The organism is Cellulophaga sp. HaHaR_3_176, from assembly GCF_019021925.1.
In the GTDB taxonomy this organism is placed as follows: domain Bacteria; phylum Bacteroidota; class Bacteroidia; order Flavobacteriales; family Flavobacteriaceae; genus Cellulophaga.
On sequence record NZ_CP058990.1, the window covers coordinates 1,124,610 to 1,145,278 of the forward strand.

A 20,669-nucleotide genomic window follows, 5' to 3' on the forward strand; every position below is an offset into this window, starting at 1 on the left:
TACTTCTTATTTATTTTCTTTTGCTGTGTTTTTTTTGTCAGTACTTGATTTTTCTTCATTTTTTATTGGATTGAATAATTCACTGAAATTATTGAATTCTCGATTGAAGATTAAAGCAACTCCCGTTAAAATTAACTGTCCGTCAATTACATTTTGGTATTCATTTTTTCGGAAACCTTTTAAACGATATCTACCATCTTCAGATAATAAATACTCTAAGCTAACATTGCCAATAATAGGTGTTTCACCTTGGTCAGTTTGCGAACTACCCTCAACATCTACAGCACTACCAGCAGAAACAATTAATCTATTGTTGAATAATTTTTTCTTAGCATTAATGTTTAGTTGCGTTCTATCTTGTGGGTTATCACCTTGATAATCAGTGTAACTATCTAAGTCAAAATCTAATTCAAAACCAGTGTTACCAAGTAATTTATCAGAAAAAGAATTTAGCTCACCAGAAAGTACTTTGTTAACATTGTCTCGAGCTAATGTTGCTGTACCACCGCCACTACCATCACTACCAGAATTAGGGAAAAAGCGATTAAGGGCTAGTAAAGAAAAAACCTGTTTGTTTAACTCAGATTCTTGGTCGTTTAATTGTTGAACTTGAGCATAAACAGCACCACTTAATGAACCTTGCGCATCTTCAGGCATGTCTAAATCAAAAGATATTTTAGGCTCTAATAATTGGCCATCTACATTTAAATAAACCAAAAATGGTAATACTTGGCGGTATTTGTTGGTTACGCTTGCATCTTCACTAGAAGTAACGCTTGCCATTAAAGGGCTTGCAGAGGTTTCTACATTATATATAGCGCTAACATCTAAGCTAGCATCTGTAGGGCTACCTTGCCAAGTTATTGTACTACCTGGTTTTATATCAAATTTACGTTTTACTAAGTTGTAAAGGCTAGTTTCATAATGACCATCTTTAAGTTCATATCTTCCTGTTAAGCTCATATTCCCGTTAGAACTCATTCCGAAATTTAAAGCAGCATCACCTGAGACACGAAGGTTGTCACCAGTTTTTTTATCAATTACAATATTGAAAACAGCATCATCAGCAATTTCTAATATAGTATTTACTTTAAACCCTTTAAATAAAGAAGAGCTCTCTTCTGCGTCATTTCGGGTAAGAATTGCATCGGGGTTTTCTTGATTTACAAATATGACAACTCCATCTCTTTCCTCAACATCTAATTGAGATTCAGGTACGATATATGTTATATCTGTAATTTTACGAATTCTAAATAAACCTTTAACAATAGGTAAGCTTAAATCACCTTTAACAGTTATATCAGTATCTATACTCGCTTTTCCATAAAACAACTCATTATCTTCTTTGGTTGAATTCATGACTTGAAAAGCATTTGATGTAAGACTAAGATTAAAAGCAGGATTGGTAATTTGTTCTGTTAAAATGTTACCAGCAACTGTAAAGCTATTATCATTAACATCATTTATTTTAAAGCTATCTAAATACAGGCCAGAGTTATCTATTTTAAGTGTTTCTTTTGATATTTTAAAGCTTGAATTTAAATCAGCAACTTCAAATTTTGTATCATTAAATGATATTTTACCGTTATATATAGGGCTGTCAGTTGTTCCATTTACTTTTATGTTGCCCGATATATTACCTTCTGAATTTATAATTGCACCTTCAGAAAAGTTTTCTAACATTTTAAGATCTAATCTATTCAAATCTAAATCTAAATTCAATTTTGCACCAGTTTCTGCTGCAGCATAATCACCTGTTAAATCCAAATCAATAGTACCATCTTTTAGGGTTAAGTTAAAGTCGTATTTAGAACGCCCTGTAGATGCAGCTTTTAGATTGAGATTGCCTAAAGGTTTCTGTAAAGCTTCTAATTTATTAATATTAAAATCGGCTATAATTCCTGTAGCTCCAAATGGGTTTTCTACAACTAAACGCCCATTAACCAATCCAGATGCTAAGGCTTCGTCTGGATTTAATAAACTTAATATGGTTTGAAGTTTAAAGTTGTTAAATTCAACTCCAAGATGCTCTTTATCAATATTTTCTATTGCATTACTTATAGTTAATTCTTGAGTGTCTTTTGAGAATTTAATATTTTTAAAATTTAAAAATTTATCGCTAATCGTTATGAGATTATCCTGTGGAATCGTCCATTGTTTTTTGTTGAAAATAAGTTCTGATGGGTTGACGTGAACCTGAATAGTATCTTTAGTAAGTGTTATTTCAGAAGCTAGATGTACCAATTTTTTATCCTCATCAAAAGAAATAAAATCTAACAATAACGCATTGTTTTTTAAATTACCTTCAAGCAATGTTTTTTTAATTAAAATAGGGTCAGCAGATAAACGAGCCAGGCTGGCTGTAAAATTTAAGTCGGTTGCATTACCATTTACAAGTACACTAAGGCTATCAACAGCGCTACCATTATACATAGCAGAAGGCATTAAAAGCTTTGCTGTTAAGTTTTTAGAAGTAGCATTAAAATTAGCTTTCATTGAAATTACATCTAAACGCTCTACACCAGTAAAAAAAACATCGGTTAAAATAGGAGAAGGGTTTAATGTGAAATCCATATCGACTATAATAGGGTCTGTAATAGTATCTAAATTTTGATCAGAGAAGTAGCCTTTAAATTGCTTTTCAATAGCAGATATTACCGTGTCTGGAGAGCCATTTGAAGTTAAAATACCATTTAAAATATCGCTATCAATAGTTACATTTGTACTTTCAGAATCAATTTTAGCATTCAAACCTAAAGTAGCCATTCTGTATTGCTCATTATTATAAACGGCAATAGTTTCTGTAATTGAAGTTTTTAATTTAAAGTTAGAAGAGTTACCACTAAAACTAGCATTTACTTTACTACCAAGCTTAATATTTTGTTGCGTAATGCCTAAAGCGAATAAATCGGCACCAATAAGGTTTAGATTTAGTTTTATATTGGATGCAATAGAATCTAAATCAAGCTGTGTATTTGCCTGTAGATTTAAATTTTCGTCTTTAAAACCTATATTTATATCACCTTTTCCATTTACAATTTCTCCATTAAGTTTTAAATTTGAAAAATCATAAGTGTTAAATCCTAGTTGAGTAAAATCGGTATCTAAAGTTGCATTTAGTGAGTTTATATTGTTTCCACCACCAGATGCATTCATTGTAAAAGAAAGATCACCTAATTGATTATTATTAAGTAGCTTACCTAGTTTAAGGCTATCTACTTTTAAATTGCCTGTAAACTTAATCTGTTTTTCATTATTAAAATTACCAGTAAGTTTAGCGGTACCCTCGGGCAGTATTACTTCTATATTACCATCAATGTTATCAACTTTACCACGTGCAGTCGCATTTATTGCAATAGATTTTGGTATAGAAATGCCTAAGTCATTTTCAGAAATAAAATTCAACACATCTTTTCGACTAGTATGGGCTTTAACAGTGTTTAAATTGAAAGAAAGTGAGTCAGGCTCTGTAATATTAAAAAGCTCTCCTTGAGCAAGAAATTGAGTATTGTCGCCCCAATTTAGCTTTGCATCTGTAATGTCTAATGCTTTTAAAGTTCCTTTTGAAATTAAATTACCAGTAAAAGGTTTTAATGCGATTTTATTTACATACTCATTATTCACTAGATCTGGTTGAAAAACATAAGCATCTTTAACATTTAAATTAATTTTCGGAAATGAAAAATTTAGTGTGGCACTTTCGGGTGTTTCAATTAATTTTTGAATAGAAGGGTATTGAAGTGATAGGTAGCCAATAATAGAGCTTCTATTTGTTTGTAAATTTAAATTAGAAATTGCAATAGCCTTGTCATTTATTTCAGCATCAAATGCTAATTTTTGTAACTCAAAACCACTTTTTTCATTAAAAGAAAACTCTTGTAATGATAGGCCTGTTTTTCCATTATCGTATTCAATTTCATTTGCTTTTAAAATTAAATTTGAGAATGTTAAAGCAGAAGAATTAAAAGTGCCAATGGTCGGTTTTTGTTCTCCAGAAATGTAGGTGATGTTGTTATTGTTAAAATCGATTTCATCTACCTTTATAAGGTAGTTAGGCCATGTAAAAGGAGTACCTGTTTCTGTTACATTTTCGTCAATTAAATCTTTTGATTTTTTATTTAAATAAATTGTAGAATTGTTTAATGATATTGTATTGATATTAAACTGATTACTAATTAAATTAGCCTTGGGTAATTTTAAATTAAAATCTCCGATATTAATATTTGAAACTATCCCATCAGGTATAGAATTGTATGTTGCAAAAACCTCTTTAATATTTAAATTATCAATAGAAATAAAAGGCAGTTTAGATTCAGTACTATCATTAGTTACAGGAAAAGCTTTGGTTTGTTTATACTTTATATTTGTATTCTGCAATGTAAGATCATCAACCTCAAAGTGCATGTTTTCTAAGTCAATCTCATCAACATCGAGTTGAAGTTTTTTCATCTGGAAACTACTTTCAATACCCAAATGTTGATCGTTATAATTGACATCAAAATTAGCAAGAGAAATAGAACCAATTGATACTGCTAAAGGCTCAGATTCTTGAGTTGTTTGAACAGTATCTTTAGAAGCAAAAGCATCTAAAAGAAAATTAAAATTGAATTTTTCAGAAGTCTCTTTTCTACTAATATTAGCCTTAAGTCCATCCCATTCTAGAGAATTTAAACTAACACCATCTCCAAAAATTAGAGGTTTAAAAGGTAAGTTAGCTTCTATTTGCTTCGCGTAGATTAAGGTATCTCCTTTAGTGTCTTCTAAATAAAGACCCTCTAGAAAAATATTACCAGAAAAAGTCAAAAACAAGCGTTCTAGACGAATTTCAGTATTCGTTTTATTAGAAACATAATTAACGGCTTTGCTAACTATAATATCTTGGCCCCATTGGCTTCTGATAAATAATATAATCCCTATAAATAAAAGTAGGATTACAGCAAAAACTTTTAAAATACGTTTTAAGATTTTTTTTGTTTTCATTTAAGGAATCAAATATCTACTATTTAAATTAAACAATTGTGCTTTACCAAATAATAGATTAACTCTAAAAAAACGTTTTTAAAGCTATCACATTTTTTAGTTTTTTTTTTATTGAATCCTTTAATTATCTGGTATCAAATTCTATAATTTAGCACAATTTTTAACTAATATTTTCTATAAAATAAGACAACTATCAATTTAATTGATACACTAATTGTAAATACTAATAGAAAAAGTTTTTAATTTGTATTTTGTTTAGCTATATTTATAAAATTACGAACAAAAATATAAATTATGGACTTAGTAGATGAAGCTCTTGAGTTTGAGAAAGCAAAAATGAGCCATATGTCAACAAGTGACAGAGTGGTAGCGTCAAGAGAAGCAAAGCGTTTGATATTAGAACTGAACGAGATTTATAAAGAATCTAAAGATAATAACGTCATGGATATCATGAAACGCTTGACGGCAAAAAAGAAGAAGATTGAAATTCGTTTAAAAGGTAGGCCAGATCCTGCAATTTAAATTTAGAAACAAAAACACCAACATTAAAAATTCACCCTATTACGTAATTCACGTAGTAGGGTTTTTTAGTTTGTTGATATGTTAAAATTGATAATTCATGTTATCAACTGATTTTGCCAATAGCCCTATTAATCTAACAAATTGATTAGAAATAAGAAACTTGAGTTTTATATCTTTATAATTCACTTTTAAAGCAATTTTTTAATATTTAAATACCAAGTTCTACGTTAAGTTTTGAACTAAATTTATTATTATTAAATTCACAAAAAATTGATAGAATGAAGAAGATTTTGTGCCTTATTGTTTTATGCTTTTGTGGTAATTTTATTTTTGGGCAGTTTACGAATCTTAAATTTGAAAATTTAAATACAGAAAATGGCTTATCTAGTAGTACCTGTCTAGAGGTTTTTCAAGATAGCCAAGGTTTTTTGTGGTTTGGTACTATAGATGGTCTTAATAAATACAATGGTTACGATTTTGAGATATTTAGACCAATTTTAAAAGATAGTACTTCAATAAGTAATAATAGAATTAATGTAATTCAAGAAGACAAAAATGGTAACCTGTGGATAGGTACAAATAATGGTTTGAATTTTTTTAATACGAATACCAAAACATTTAAACATGTAACTCTATACAACGAACCTATAAAATCATACAATCCTAAAAAAATAATAAACTCTTTATTATACGATAAAAGTGATAATAAACTATGGGTAGGTACAAGTAGTGGTTTAGTAAAATTACAATTAATAGATAATGTTAACAGTTTAAGTGATTTAAAAACAACTCATTACGTATTTAAATTTGATAGTCTAAATAGTTTAGATGGTAATAATGTAAACGCTATAATAAAAGATAAAGATGGTTTTATTTGGATAGGAACAGATGGTCAACATTTAAATAAATATAACCCGAAAGAAGATAATTTCGATAGGGTATCTATTCAGAATAAAATAGAGCGAGAATTTAATCATATTCCAAAAAGATTATTTATTGATTCTGACAATGATTTTTGGATAGGTAACGACACTTCAAATATTGTTATTTGGGATAGAGAAAATAACACATTTACTAATTTTTCTGTAACCGAAAACAGTACTCCAGTTTATTCGTTTTTTCAAGATTCATCAGGCTTAATTTGGATAGTTACTGATGGAGCGGGTATTTATATACATAATAAGGTTACGAAAATAACACAACATATAGAAAATAACACTTCAGACCCTTTTTCATTACCAGTAAATCAAATATCAGATGTTATTGAAGATGAAGATGGTGTTTTTTGGTTCGGTACTTATAATGTAGGTGTGTGTAAGTTAGATCTTAAAAAATCAAGTTTTGGCCATTATTACTATCAAAAAGGTATAGATAATGGCCTGAATGAAAAAATAATACAATCTGTACTTCAAGATTCTAAAGGTCAAATATGGATTAGCGGTTATAATGGGGGGTTAAATTTATTTGATCAGAAGAATAATACTTTTAAATCGTTTAGCTACGATCCAAATGATCCACAATCATTAAGTTCGAATAAAATATTATATACTTTTGAGGGTAGTGATGGAGATATTTGGGTATGTACTTTAGATGGTGGATTAAGTAAATTTAATACAGAAACATATAAAAGTAAGCGATTTTCACATAATGAGTTTGATGACACTACTGTTGGCCAAAATTCTATTTGGACAGGTGTAGAAGATAAAGAAGGTAGAATTTGGTTAGGGTTAAGAGATGAAGGTTTAGATTTGTTTGATTCTAAAACTGAAAAATTTCACCATTTTAAAATAGGAGGTGATAATTTAGAAGGGTTACTAAGTAATTTTGTTTTCTCGTTATTTATAGATTCTAAAGAAAGATTATTAGTAGGTACCTCATTAGGTTTAAATTATATAAATCTTAAAGCGCTTAAAAATAAAGTTCCTGAAAAACTTAATTTTATAGATGTTGAAATTGAAGGTATTTCAGGGAATAGAATAAACTATATTACTAAAGATTATTTAAATAACATTTGGCTAGGAACTGATATTGGTATTTATAAATTAGACCCAGATTTAAATTTAATAAAATCTTATTTTACACAAGATGGGTTACCAAATAACTTAGTAACTGGTATAAAGGAAGATTTATCTCATAACTTTTGGATTACAACAAGGAGTGGACTATCTTTTTTAAATTCAAAAACAGATCAATTCAAAAACTTTAACACACATGATGGTATTCAAGGCGTAGAATATCAAAGTAAATCAATTGAACGTACAAAAGATGGACGCATAATTGCAGGAGGAATTAATGGATTTAATATTTTTAATCCTAAAGATATTCCAATTACATCAGCAACAGAGCTTGTTGCGAAAATATCAGCATTAAAAGTAAATGATGAATACCTACATGTTGGTAAAAAAGTAAACAACAGTTTTACACTTAATAAACCTATATCAGAAGTTGAAAATATTGATTTAAACTACAATCAATCAAATTTATCATTCGATTTCATAGCACTTTATTATCAAAATCAAGAACAGGTCAAATATGCTTATAAAATGGTGGGCCTTAATGATCAATACATTAATGCAGGAAATAATAGAGTTGTAAATTACTCGAACTTACAGCCAGGCGATTACACTTTTAATATAAAAGCTTCCGTTGATGGTGATTGGGATACAGCAAAAGCATCATCAGTTAAAATAACAATAAAATCACCACCATGGAAAACATGGCAGGCATACTTGGCATATTTAATCGTGTTTTTAATTTTATTATGGTATTTTAAAAAATACTACACAAACAGAATTAATATAGAAAAAGAGAGAGAGTTTGATGATATGAAACTTGAATTCTTTTTTAATATTTCTCATGAGTTTAGAACACCTTTAACTTTAATCTTAAATCCATTAGATAAATTACTATCAGGTATTCATGACGGCGAAGTAGTTAAAACTTCGGCATTATCTATTCAAAGAAGCGCAAGGCGGCTATTATACTTAGTTAATCAGCTTTTAGATTATAGAAAAATGGAAGTAGGTATGGCACCTCTCGAATTACAAAAAGAAGACATCGTTAAGTTCAGTAATGATATTTTTTCTCTTTTTAAAGGTATAGCCGCAAAAAAAGGAATTGATTATATTTTCAACTCTAATTCAGAAAAATTATTTTCTTTTTTCGACTTCGATAAAATAGAAAAAATATTAACTAATTTAATTTCAAATGCAATCAAGTTTACCGAAAGTGGAGGCGAAATTAAAGTGACAATTAATAAGTTTACAGATAAAAAGAATAATTTAAAACTTATAAATAAAGATAAAAGTAAATTAGATAAATATATTGAAATATCAGTAGAAGATACTGGTATAGGCCTTGATAAAGAGCAACTTAAAAAAATATTTTCAAGATTTTATAATGTAGATCCAAATAAAACAGGAACAGGAATTGGTCTTAACTATACAAGAGGTTTGGTAGATATACATGGTGGAGAAATTTTTGTAGAAAGTCAATATAACAAAGGGAGTAAGTTTGTTGTTCGAATTCCGTTCAACAATACAGCAAAATCAAGCGAGGTTACTAATATAAAAGATGAGTTTTTAATAAACTCAATGAAATCTATAGAGTATGATATGCTTATATCAGAAGAAACTATAGAGAATACAACTAAAACAGAAGGCTTAAATAATAAAGACTTACCTAAGCTTTTAATTGTAGAAGACAATAAAGAATTAAGAGAGCATTTAAAAAACGAATTAAGCGGTTTATATCAAATTATTGAAGCTATAAATGGAGAAGAAGGCTTAGCTAAAATTTTAAAACACTATCCTGAAATTGTTGTAAGTGATGTTATGATGCCTAAAATGGATGGATTTGAATTATGTAAAAAAATAAAATCTGAGTTTGAAACTTGCCATATTCCAGTAATTTTATTAACAGCTCGCGCTTTAGAAGAAGATAGAATAGAAGGATATAAAACTGGAGCTGATGCGTATTTAGGTAAGCCATTTAATTTAAACGTATTAAAAGCTAGGATTAATAACTTATTAGAAAGTAAAAAAATAATAAGAGATAAGTTTTCAAAATTAGGAGCTGTTATTTCACCTAATGAAATAACAACCAACTCTATTGACGAAGCATTTTTAGAAAAAACGACTAAAGTTATTTTGGATAACATTAGTGATATGGACTTTAAATTAGAGAATCTATTAAAAGAAATCGGAATTGGTCGATCTCAATTTTACAGAAAAATACAATCTATAACAGGTCAAAACCCAAGTAATTTTATACGTACAATACGTTTAAAGTACGCATCAGAATTATTATTAAAAGGTGGTCACACAATAAAAGAAGTAACCTATATGTCAGGTTTTAACTCTGCAGCTTATTTTGGTAAAACCTTTAAAGAACTTTACGATATGACACCAAGTGAATATGTTGATCATAAAAAACAAGATTAATTTTATTCCTAAAAAAATCTACCTCAATACATAATAAAAGAGCACCTATTTATAAATATAAATAGGTGCTCTTTTCAATTTATAAACTTTAAGACTCTTTTCTGTGCTTTAAATCAACCCTTTTTTAACAAAAAACAGGTTTGCTTATATTAAATTTAATTAGAAAGATAAACTATTACATTGTGTCTATTATTATTCACTTATGGTAAGAAGATTAATTAGAAACTATATTGTAAAAAAACATATATTTTTTAATTACTCATAAGTTAAGTGTTGTAAACAGAGGGTTGTGGGACTTAAAAGGGTTTAAAGTTATCAATAATGATTCATAGTTTATATACTAAAGAGGTAGGTGTTTCTATAATTGTATAATAATATAGAGCATATAAAAAGTTATTTATTTTTTATAATTGAATTAAATAAAAGACCAGTATTTTATGAGAATTTTAAACCTTACCATTTTAGTTGTTTGTACAACTTTTTTACTGTCCTGTAATTCTAAAAAAGAAAAGAAGGATGGTAACGAAAAAGAAGTAACAATTACTTCAAAAACAAAAACAGACCAGATACTTGATCAAAACATTGTTAAGATCAAGCACACGTTAGAAACTTTAAAACATTCAGATAGTTTTCCGCGAAATATTGCTAAAGGTAATAAAGAATGGAAGCTAAAAGGAGTTAAAGACTGGTGTTCTGGTTTTTGGCCAGGTATACTTTGGTATGGTTATGAGTACTCAGGAGATGAGGCTTTGAAAAAAGGAGCAGAACGGTTTACAACTCCAATAAAAACTATAGCTTATACACCTGCTGAAAATCATGATATAGGTTTTATGGTTTATAACAGTTACGGCAACGGTTATAGACTTACAGGTAATGAAGAGTATAAAGAAGTTTTATTAGCAGCAGCTGATACTCTTGCTACACTTTTTAGCCCTAAGACTGGAACAATATTGTCATGGCCAGCAATGAAACATAAATTTAAGTACAATACCATTATTGATAATATGATAAACTTAGAATTATTATTCTGGGCATCAAAAAATGGAGGAAGTCAAGATTTGTATGATATAGCTATGAGCCATGCAGAAGTATCTATGAAATATTTAGTTCGTCCTGATTATTCTATTTTTCATGTAGCATGTTTTGATGAAAATACAGGTGAATTTATTGAAGGGCGTACACACCAAGGGTATGCTGATGATTCTATGTGGGCTAGAGGCCAAGGTTGGGGTATTTATGGTTTTTCAATGTCATACAGAGAAACGGGTAATGAAGAATTTTTAACGACTGCTCAAAAATTAGCAGATCATTTTCTAGAACGTTTACCAGAAGATGGTATTCCTTATTGGGATTTTGATGATCCAAAAATTCCTAACGCACCTAAAGATGCTTCTGCTGCTGCAGTTGTAGCTTGTGGTATGTTAGAATTATCTGAACAACTAAAAGATCAAACTTTAAAAGATAAATATTTAAAAGCAGCAAAAAATTTAATAGGTCATTTAGAGTCTGATACATATTTAAGTAATGATACTAATAAAGCTCTTTTATTGCACTCTACAGGTCATTTACCTAAAAAATCAGAGATTGATATTCCAATAATTTATGCTGATTATTATTTTATGGAAGCTCTATTAAGGTTAAGAAAGATAGAGAACAGAGATTTAAAGGAATAAACACCAACTGTTTTTCTTTTAAAGAAGTTTTTTCGCTAATCATCTATTTTTAAAGAGGTTATTGTCTTAAATGGGTGATAGTTTATGCTTATAGAATCATGATTTAGCTTAAAAGCCAGCGAATTTCAATAAAATTGTTAACATAATTTTAATAGTCTTAATTCATTTATCAAAAAATAGAACAACTCAACTATTTATATAACTTAAAAATTAACTAAACTATGACTAAAAATTTCTTAAAGATTATTTCATACACCAATCGAGTCTATAAGGACATGCATCATCAGAAAAAAACGAAGAGCTAGATTATTACTCATTTTTCTGAAAGTTTAATATGAAATGAAATTATAAACCAAAAAAGTATTTTATGAATCAATCACACAAAATAAAAAAGTACTCAATAAAGCCAAAGGTATTAATGGCTCTATTGTTAGGCTTGTCTTTTAGCGGCATTTATGCTGCTCCGAGCACATATAAAACAGAAAAATTACCAATAACTAAAGGGCAAACTTCAATTATTACAGGTGTTGTTACGGGTACAGATGATGGTATGCCTGTACCAGGTGTAAACGTTGTTGTAAAAGGAACAACAACAGGAACAGTAACGGATTTTGATGGTAACTATAGTATAGATGTACCTTCAGGTAATAGTGTTCTAGTTTTTTCGTCTATAGGTTATAAAGCTAAAGAAGTATCAGTAGGTAATAATTCATCTATAAATGTATCTTTAGAACCAGATGTTAGTGCACTTGAAGAAGTTATTGTTGTAGGATATGGTACAACAAAAAAGGAAACTCTTACAGGAGCTGTTGAGCAAGTAAAATCTGAAGTTTTCGAAGATCGTGCTGTTACAAATGCAGCATTAGCTCTACAAGGTCAAACACCAGGTTTGGTGGTGTCTAGAGGTTCTTCAAGACCAGGTAATGACGATATCAATTTACAAATTAGGGGTGCTACTTCAGTTAATGGAGGAAGTCCTTTAATCGTTATTGATGGAGCTCCTGCATTTGATACGAGTGAATTTTATGCAATGAATCCTGATGATATTGAATCTATTAGTGTTCTTAAAGATGGTTCTGCATCTATATATGGTTCTAGAGCTGCAAATGGTGTTATACTTGTAACAACAAAAAAAGGTAACGGAAAATTAAAAGTTGAATATAACGCAAACGTAAGGTTTAATACACTAGGTTTAAGACCACCAGTTATTAGTATGCAAGAATACGGTAACTTATGGTTAGAAGCAGTTGAGCAAGATGGTACTGGTGATTATTGGGGTTGGGCAACACAAGAAAATGTGCAAAGAATGGCCAATGGTGAAGCAGGTATATATTCTACCAATTTTTGGGGAGATATTTATTTAGCACCAGCTAATAGATATGATGAATTATATGGTTCTAATACAGGGCAACAACACAGTTTAAGTCTTTCAGGAAGTTCAGAAGTAGCTAGATACCGTTTGTCTTTTGGTTTAGCAGATAATCAAGGAGCTTTACAGACAGCGTATGATGGTCAGAAGCAATATAATATTAGATTTAATTCTGATTATGATATTACAGAAAGATTGAACATAGGAGCAGGTATAACGTTTCAAAAAGAAGATACAGCAGGTCCTTCATCACAATTGGCAACAAGTCTTGTAAGTCAAGATGCACCATTATTTCCATCAGTAAACCCATTAGGGCAGTGGTATTCTAATTTTGGCGCAGCAGGTGGCGGTACTAACTCAGTAGCGGGTACTACAGACGGAGGTAGAGATCAAACTATTGAAGATCTTACTAAAATATCTTTAACTCTTAACTACGATTTAGGTCATGGCTTTAGTGTAAATGCTAATGCAGCTTATAACCAAATATCTAGTAGACAAAATATAACAGTATTAAATGTACCAACGTACGGTTGGGATGGAGAACTTGCCCAAAGTAGTATAAACTCTAGTCCTAGAATAGATTCTAGAGCAATAACTAAATCATACCAAACTTACGGAGCATTTTTAAATTACAAGTTTAGTCAAAATGGTCATACAATTGCAGCAATGACAGGTATTACAGCTGAGAAAAATGAATTTAGTCAAGTTTTTGCTAGAAGATTAGGTCTTGAAGATTTAGGTATTTATGACCTAAACGTTGCAACAGGTACACAAACAAATAGTGGTGGTCAAACTCACGAAGGTTTGTACTCGACATTATCTAGATTAACGTATGATTATAACGAAAAATATTTACTAGAATTAGTAGGTCGTAGAGATGGATCTTCTCGATTTGCTGAAGGTTTTAAATACCGTAATTTTGGTAGTGTTTCAGCAGGTTGGAATATTCATAAAGAAAAATTCTTAGAAAATTTTGAAGACTTAACGAATTTAAAATTAAGAGCTAGTTGGGGTTCTACAGGTAACCAAGTAGGTATTGGTCTTTATGATTATGTTTCAACAATTGGTCAAGGTACTACTGTTTTTGGTGATACACCAGCAAATGCACCTACGGCAGGTGTTAGTGGGTTAACATCTACAACACGTTCTTGGGAAAGTGTAGAAATTAGAAATATAGCTCTTGAGTTTGGATTTTTCCAAAATAAACTTTCGGGTAGCGTTGATTTATTTGAAAAGAACAACTTCGGAATGTTAATTCCAATTACATACCCATCTGTTTTGGGTGGTAGTGCTCCAAAAACGAATAGCGGACATTTAGAAACAAAAGGTTGGGAAGCAATGTTAAGTTGGAAAGATAAAAAAGGAGATTTTTCTTATAACATTGGTTTAAATATGAGTGATAACACCAATGAGTTGGTTAGTATGGAAGGGCAAACATCTGTAGGTTTCGGTTTAAATCAAACTGTTGAAGGTTTTCCTATAAACTCTTATTTTGCATATGAAACTGATGGCTTATTTCAAACTCAAGCAGAAGTTGATTCATATTATGCAACTTATGGTGGTTCAGGAGAAATACCTGTTCAGGGTAGCGCTTCTGAATTACGTGTTGGTGATATTAGAAAAGTAGATTTAGATGGTAACGGATTTATTGATGATGTCGCTGAAGAAGGTGGCGATGTTAAATTTGTAGGTGACAGTCAATTACATTATGTATTTGGTATTAATTTAGGGGCAAAATATAAAGGGGTAGATTTTAGTGCTTTTTTCCAAGGAGCTTTAGAACAAACTGTTTTTAGAGATGGTTTTCAAGCATATCCTTTTGCTAGAATATGGTCTAACCAAACTAATGCTTACCAAGGTCAATCATGGACTCCTGAAAATACAGGAGCTGAATTTCCTAGACTGACTACAAATGGTGGTAGATCGGCATGGAACTGGAATTATAATGATATTATTCAACAAGACAATAAGTACATACGTTTAAAAACTGTTGTTTTAGGGTATACATTACCTAGTAGCCTTTCTGATAAATTACAAATGCAAAAAATTCGTGTATATTTTTCTGGTAATGATTTATTTGAATTTGCTTCAGTTAAAGATGGTTTTGATCCAGAATCTAGTAATGTGCCAGCGTCAATTTCGGGTACTAGTACTAATAACAGAGAGATTTACCCTTTTCAAAGAACGGTTGCTTTCGGTGTTAATTTAGTATTTTAAGGTTATGAAGAAAACAATAATTAATAATAAAAAATATAGAAAAATGAAAAAATTACTTATTTCATTTTCAGCCATACTATTTCTTTTAGTAGGCTGTGAAGATAAATTTTTAGATTTAGATGATTTAGATAGTCTAACAGAATCTGCATTTTTTGATGATCCAACTGATTTTGAAGCGGCAACAAATGCGCTATATGATGATATGCAATCTCGAGGTGAGTTTGAATACATTACCGATTTTGGAACTGATTTTAATGCTTGGACACAACTTTACGGGCAAGGCACAAATACAATAGAAAATGAAGATAGCTTCTGGAACGCAGGTTATTCTAGTTTAAGAAACATCAATATTGTATTAGAAAAAGCTGAGCAATACGAAGGTAACGCATCAGAAATTACTGAATATGTAGCTGTATCTCATTTTTTCAGAGCTTGGCAACATTTTACTTTATTACGTCGTTTTGGAGGTGTACCTATCGTAAATGAAGTTATTCAAATAGATAGTGAATCATTATACGGACCACGAAATAGCAGATATGAAGTTGTTGAAGCTGTTCTTGCAGATTTAGATGTAGCATTTGCAGGTTTACCTTCTTCTATTGAAAGTGGTGATACGGGTAAAATTAGCAAATGGGCCGCACAGGCTTTAAGAGCTCGTGTATTATTATATGAAGGTACTTGGGAAAAGTATGTAGGTAATGCTACAGATTTTCAAGGTTCTGTAGAGAATAATAAATCAGCAGCTTATATTAGCGAAGCTGTTACAGCTGCTAAATCTGTAATTGATAATGGAGGTTATGAATTGTTTAATTTTAATAATGAATTAGATAACTTAAGTTATCGTTATTTATTTGTTTTAGAAGATGGAGCATCTAACCCAGCAGGCTTAGATAAATCTTCAAACAAAGAATTTATTATTCAAAATATTTATGATTTTGATTTAAAGAGACCTGGAGATAACCTTCCACATGCAACAGGTGGGAGAAATTCACCAACTCAATCTTTCTTAGATTTATTTTTAAATTTAGATGGTTTACCAATTGATAAATCACCAATGTTTGAAGGGTATGCTAAAATGTCTACTCAATTCATAAATCGTGATTATAGAATGATTTCATATTTTGGTGATAATTTACCTGAAGATGGTTCTTTAGTTTTACCTCCTCCTGGTAGTACTAGCTTATCAAGCTTAATTAATAGAAAATTCCAAGTATATAATTACCCAGTGTATAGAGAAGCTGGCCAAGAAGGTTGGAACTATCCTCAATTAAGATTAGCTGAAGTTTATTTAACGTATGCAGAGGCATTATATGAACGCGATGGATCTATTTCTGATGCTGATTTAAACCTTTCTTTGAATAAAGTTAGAGAAAGAGCAGGTATAGCACCATTAACCAACATACTAGCTTCAACAAACAATTTAGATATGCTTGAAGAAATTAGAAGGGAAAGATCTATCGAATTGTATATGGAAAACAATCGTTATAACGATTTAAAACGTTGGGGAATTGCAGAAGAAGTATTAGGTGCGGATTTAATTGGAGCAGTAATTACAGATACGGAATATGAAAACAATACTGATTTATATAATCCTTCGTTATTTGCTTTTGGTACTACAACTTACGAATCAGGTGTTGGGCCAGTTGAGGCTACTATTATTGACCCTTCGACAGCAAGACAGTTTAGTATTAAAAATTACTTATTTCCGATACCAACAAACCAAATACAATTAAACCCTGCTTTAGTACAAAACCCAGGATGGTAAACAATTTGAGTTTTTAGTATTTTTTTATTGAGTTTTTATAGTTATAAGCAGTTGTAGTTTACTACAACTGCTTTTTTGTTTTATAAAGTTTAGCGCTTTTATAAAAGAGTATGTTGTATTGAGCTATGTAGGTTAACATTAGTATATTGAAGCTGCAAACTCAAGTATAGCCTATAAATGGACATTAATTTATATACATTGAGTAATAATTTATCATCCATTTTAGTACTAAAGTATAGTTTGCAGCATAATTGGTAAACCATAAACTTGATGTTTCAAAAAATTATAAATTTTTTATTTATCATTACTATTTTAGTATTTATTACACCTTGTAATTCACAAAATATAATTAGTGATAACTTAGGTGAAGCTCCTATTGAAGGAGGTTTTGTAATGGAAGATTATTGGGTTTGGGGAAGTACAGTTATAAAAGGTGAAGATGGTATATATCATATGTATGCTTCACGTTGGCCAAAATTTTTACCATTTCACCCTGGCTGGATGATTGCTTCTGAAATCGTACATGCTACGTCAAAGACTCCAGAAGGACCTTATCAATTTCAGGATGTCGCTTTAGGTGATCGTGGTGCTCAATATTGGGACGGAAAATCATGCCACAATCCTAAAATAGTAAAACATGAAGACACTTATATTTTATACTATATGGGCTCAACCCACCCTTTTGAAGAAGTAACAAAAGAAAATCTAGATCAATTTAATTTATCTAGCAAATGGGCTATTGCAGGCAGATGGGGGAAACGTATCGGAATTGCGACATCAAAAAATTTAAACGGACCTTGGGAACGTTTAGAAGCTCCTATTGTAGACGTTGCGCCAAATACATATTATAGCTTTTTAACTTCCAATCCATCACCTTTAATAAAAGAAGATGGCTCTGTAATATTACTTTTTAAAGGAAGAAGTTATAAGGATGACGGTATTTCGCAGAGCGATATGAGTATTGGTGTAGCTACAGCTCCAAGCTATGATGGTGAGTATACTGTAATTGGTACTGAACCTTTGTTTTCTATGGAACGTTTTGGTGAAGTTGAAGATCCGCATTTATGGAGTGATGATGATGGTTATCATATGATAGCGAAAGACCAAAGAGGTTTAATTACTGGAGAAAAAGGTGATGGATTGGTAGCACATTCTAATAATGGTATCGACTGGATAATAGATGAAAACTCAAGAGCATATACTAAAAATGTAAAATGGAACAATGGAAACACTATTAAACAAGGGCAGTTAGAACGACCTTTTGTTTTTGTAGAAAACGGAAAACCTACGCATATTTTCTTTGCTACGATGGATGGGCCTGGTGGATTTGGAAATGGTACAAAAACATGGAATATGGTAATTCCATTAAAAGAGTAATACAATCAAACTAAAAAATTTAAATTAATACGTAGAGAACGATGAATAAAAAAATATTATTATGGTCCATAACCGCAGCACTCGCAGGTTTTCTATTTGGATTTGATGTTGTAGTGATTTCAGGTGCAGATAAAAAATTACAAGCTTTATGGGGTTCATCAGAAGCTTTTCATGGAGCAATAGTTATGGGAATGGCGCTTTGGGGTACTGTTGTCGGTGCTATTTTTGGAGGTATTCCTACTAATAAATACGGACGTAAAAGTACATTAATCGTTATTGGTATTTTGTTTGCGCTTTCGGCTGTAGGTTCTGCTTTTTCTAATGACCCTTATGTATTTGCTTTTGCTCGTTTTATTGGTGGGTTAGGAGTCGGGGCATCTACAATTGCAGCACCTGCATATATTTCTGAAATTGCGCCAGCAAAAGATAGAGGGCGTTTGGTTGCCATGTATCAGTTTAATATTGTTTTCGGTATCATGATTGCTTATTTATCAAATTATTTACTAAGTGATATTGGTGAAAATGCTTGGAGATGGATGTTAGGTGTTGAGGCTATTCCTGCAATTTTATATGTATTATTTGCATTAAAATTACCTAAAAGCCCAAGGTGGTTATTATCACAATCAAGAGAGGCTGAGGCAAGAGAAGTATTACAAATAATAGATCCAACTGCAGATGTTGATGCACAAGTAAAAGAATTCAATTCACATTCAGAAAAAAGTGATAAGTCGGAAACTATATTCATTAAAAAATATAGATTTCCGCTAATGTTAGCCTTTTTAATTGCATTTTTTAATCAGTTTTCAGGGATTAATGCAGTATTATATTATGCACCACGAATTTTTGAAGAGGCCGGATTAGGAGAGAATTCAGCACTATTAAATAGTATAGGTTTAGGGGTAACCAATCTTGTTTTTACATTATTAGGGGTATTCTTAATTGATAAATTAGGAAGAAAAACTTTAATGTATATAGGTTCAGTAGCCTATATCGTATCATTGGGTCTTTTAGCTGCTGCATTTTTATTAGGGTGGACAGGTATGGCAGTACCAATTTTTTTATTCTTATTTATTGCAGCACATGCAGTAGGTCAAGGCGCGGTAATCTGGGTATTTATTTCAGAAATTTTCCCGAATCATTTACGTGCCTCGGGTCAAGCTTTTGGTAGTTCAACACATTGGGTTTTAGCTGCGGTTATTCCGTCATTGTTTCCTTTCTTGCTAAAATTAGTTGGCGGAGGTCTAGTTTTTCTAGTATTTGCTGTAATGATGGTTTTCCAATTATTATTTGTAGCCTTTATGATGCCAGAAACTAAAGGAAAAACATTAGAAGAATTAGAAGATATAATGATTAAAAAATAACAATAAATGTTATGAAAAAAATAATCTGTTTTATTAGCCTTTTTCACTTGACTTTATTCGCTTTTGCTTCAAAAGTAGATACGCTTGTAGTGTATAGCGAAGCAATGAAAAAAAACATTAAAAATGTAGTTATTACACCTGATTCTTATAAAAATAAAGGCCAAGCATATGCAGTGGTTTATCTTCTGCATGGTGCGGGAGGTGATTATAAAGATTGCCTATCTAAAATGCCAGACATTAAAAACTATGCAGATACTTATAATGTAATCGTTGTTTGCCCCGACGGCGGTAAAACAAGTTGGTACTTTGATAGTCCGGTAGATACTTCAATGCAATATGAAACATATGTTTCAAAAGAATTAATTTCTACAATCGATAACACATACAATACACTAGCAAATAAAGAAAATAGAGCAATTACAGGTTTAAGTATGGGCGGGCATGGTGCTCTATATTTATCAATTAAACATACCGATGTTTTTGGTGTTTCAGGTAGTATGAGTGGTGGTGTTGATATTAGACCATTTTCTTTACGATGGGATATTGCACAACGATTAGGTAAGTATTCAGAAAACCCTGAAAATTGGGAGCAAAATACAATTATAAACATGCTTCATTTACTTGATGGTAAAAACTTAAAATTCATTTTTGATTGTGGTGTTGATGATTTTTTCTATGATGCAAATATGAGGCTTCATGATAAATTAGTAGAGCGTAATATTCCTCATGATTATGTTGAACGACCAGGAGGTCATACCAAACCTTATTGGGCGAATTCTATCAAATATCATTTTTTATTCTTTAATGATTTTTTCAACAAAAAATAAATTCAAAACAAATAGTTATAATATTTCTTAAAAAAATCAGCTCAATTTAGTGATGAAATTGGCTTTGTAGATAACCTGTCCATGTGAATGGGCAATATTGCCATATTTAATTGTGTGTAGATATGTAGTTTTAACA

9 protein-coding genes are annotated in these 20,669 nt (G+C 30.7%); 8 read left to right on the top strand and 1 reads right to left on the bottom strand.

Translation table 11 applies throughout. The features are described from left to right. Window positions 1-6: 6 nt before the first annotated feature. A complete protein-coding gene (locus tag H0I23_RS04830) occupies window positions 7-4,980 on the bottom strand; it encodes a translocation/assembly module TamB (protein WP_216785327.1) in 4,974 nt (1,657 codons plus the stop codon). A gap of 294 nt (window positions 4,981-5,274) precedes the next feature. Here H0I23_RS04830 and H0I23_RS04835 point away from each other — a divergent pair, with 294 nt between their 5' ends. The 8 genes from H0I23_RS04835 to H0I23_RS04870 all read left to right on the top strand — a co-directional run bounded on the left by H0I23_RS04835 (window position 5,275) and on the right by H0I23_RS04870 (window position 20,533). Then, complete coding sequence (locus tag H0I23_RS04835; protein ID WP_216785328.1) at window positions 5,275-5,502, top strand: hypothetical protein; 228 nt, start codon at window positions 5,275-5,277, stop codon at window positions 5,500-5,502. Window positions 5,503-5,780: 278 nt separating this feature from the next. Beyond that, window positions 5,781-9,944 carry a two-component regulator propeller domain-containing protein gene (locus H0I23_RS04840; protein WP_216785329.1) on the top strand — a complete coding sequence of 1,388 codons (4,164 nt, stop codon included), beginning with the start codon at window positions 5,781-5,783 and terminating at the stop codon, window positions 9,942-9,944. A 437-nt stretch (window positions 9,945-10,381) separates the two neighbouring features. Further along, on the top strand, window positions 10,382-11,617 hold the full coding sequence (locus H0I23_RS04845) for a glycoside hydrolase family 88 protein (protein WP_216785330.1): 1,236 nt from the start codon (window positions 10,382-10,384) through the stop codon (window positions 11,615-11,617). A gap of 367 nt (window positions 11,618-11,984) precedes the next feature. Beyond that, window positions 11,985-15,203, top strand: coding sequence for a TonB-dependent receptor (locus H0I23_RS04850; protein WP_216785331.1), 3,219 nt, complete (start codon window positions 11,985-11,987; stop codon window positions 15,201-15,203). A 43-nt stretch (window positions 15,204-15,246) separates the two neighbouring features. Then, entirely contained in the window at window positions 15,247-16,968 is a 1,722-nt protein-coding gene (locus H0I23_RS04855) for a RagB/SusD family nutrient uptake outer membrane protein (RefSeq protein ID WP_216785332.1), read from the top strand. A gap of 270 nt (window positions 16,969-17,238) precedes the next feature. Beyond that, entirely contained in the window at window positions 17,239-18,345 is a 1,107-nt protein-coding gene (locus tag H0I23_RS04860) for a glycoside hydrolase family protein (protein WP_216785333.1), read from the top strand. Window positions 18,346-18,386: 41 nt separating this feature from the next. Further along, a complete protein-coding gene (locus H0I23_RS04865; RefSeq protein WP_216785334.1) occupies window positions 18,387-19,706 on the top strand; it encodes a sugar porter family MFS transporter in 1,320 nt (439 codons plus the stop codon). 11 nt (window positions 19,707-19,717) lie between these two features. Continuing rightward, a complete protein-coding gene (locus H0I23_RS04870; RefSeq protein WP_216785335.1) occupies window positions 19,718-20,533 on the top strand; it encodes an alpha/beta hydrolase family protein in 816 nt (271 codons plus the stop codon). Window positions 20,534-20,669 lie beyond the last annotated feature (136 nt).

Coding starts and splice junctions, on each gene's coding strand:
- H0I23_RS04830 (WP_216785327.1), bottom strand. CDS start 4,980: ATGAAAACAAAAAAAATCTTAAAACGTATTTTAAAAGTTTTTGCTGTA.
- H0I23_RS04860 (WP_216785333.1), top strand. CDS start 17,239: ATGTTTCAAAAAATTATAAATTTTTTATTTATCATTACTATTTTAGTA.
- H0I23_RS04845 (WP_216785330.1), top strand. CDS start 10,382: ATGAGAATTTTAAACCTTACCATTTTAGTTGTTTGTACAACTTTTTTA.
- H0I23_RS04835 (WP_216785328.1), top strand. CDS start 5,275: ATGGACTTAGTAGATGAAGCTCTTGAGTTTGAGAAAGCAAAAATGAGC.
- H0I23_RS04865 (WP_216785334.1), top strand. CDS start 18,387: ATGAATAAAAAAATATTATTATGGTCCATAACCGCAGCACTCGCAGGT.
- H0I23_RS04870 (WP_216785335.1), top strand. CDS start 19,718: ATGAAAAAAATAATCTGTTTTATTAGCCTTTTTCACTTGACTTTATTC.
- H0I23_RS04855 (WP_216785332.1), top strand. CDS start 15,247: ATGAAAAAATTACTTATTTCATTTTCAGCCATACTATTTCTTTTAGTA.
- H0I23_RS04840 (WP_216785329.1), top strand. CDS start 5,781: ATGAAGAAGATTTTGTGCCTTATTGTTTTATGCTTTTGTGGTAATTTT.
- H0I23_RS04850 (WP_216785331.1), top strand. CDS start 11,985: ATGAATCAATCACACAAAATAAAAAAGTACTCAATAAAGCCAAAGGTA.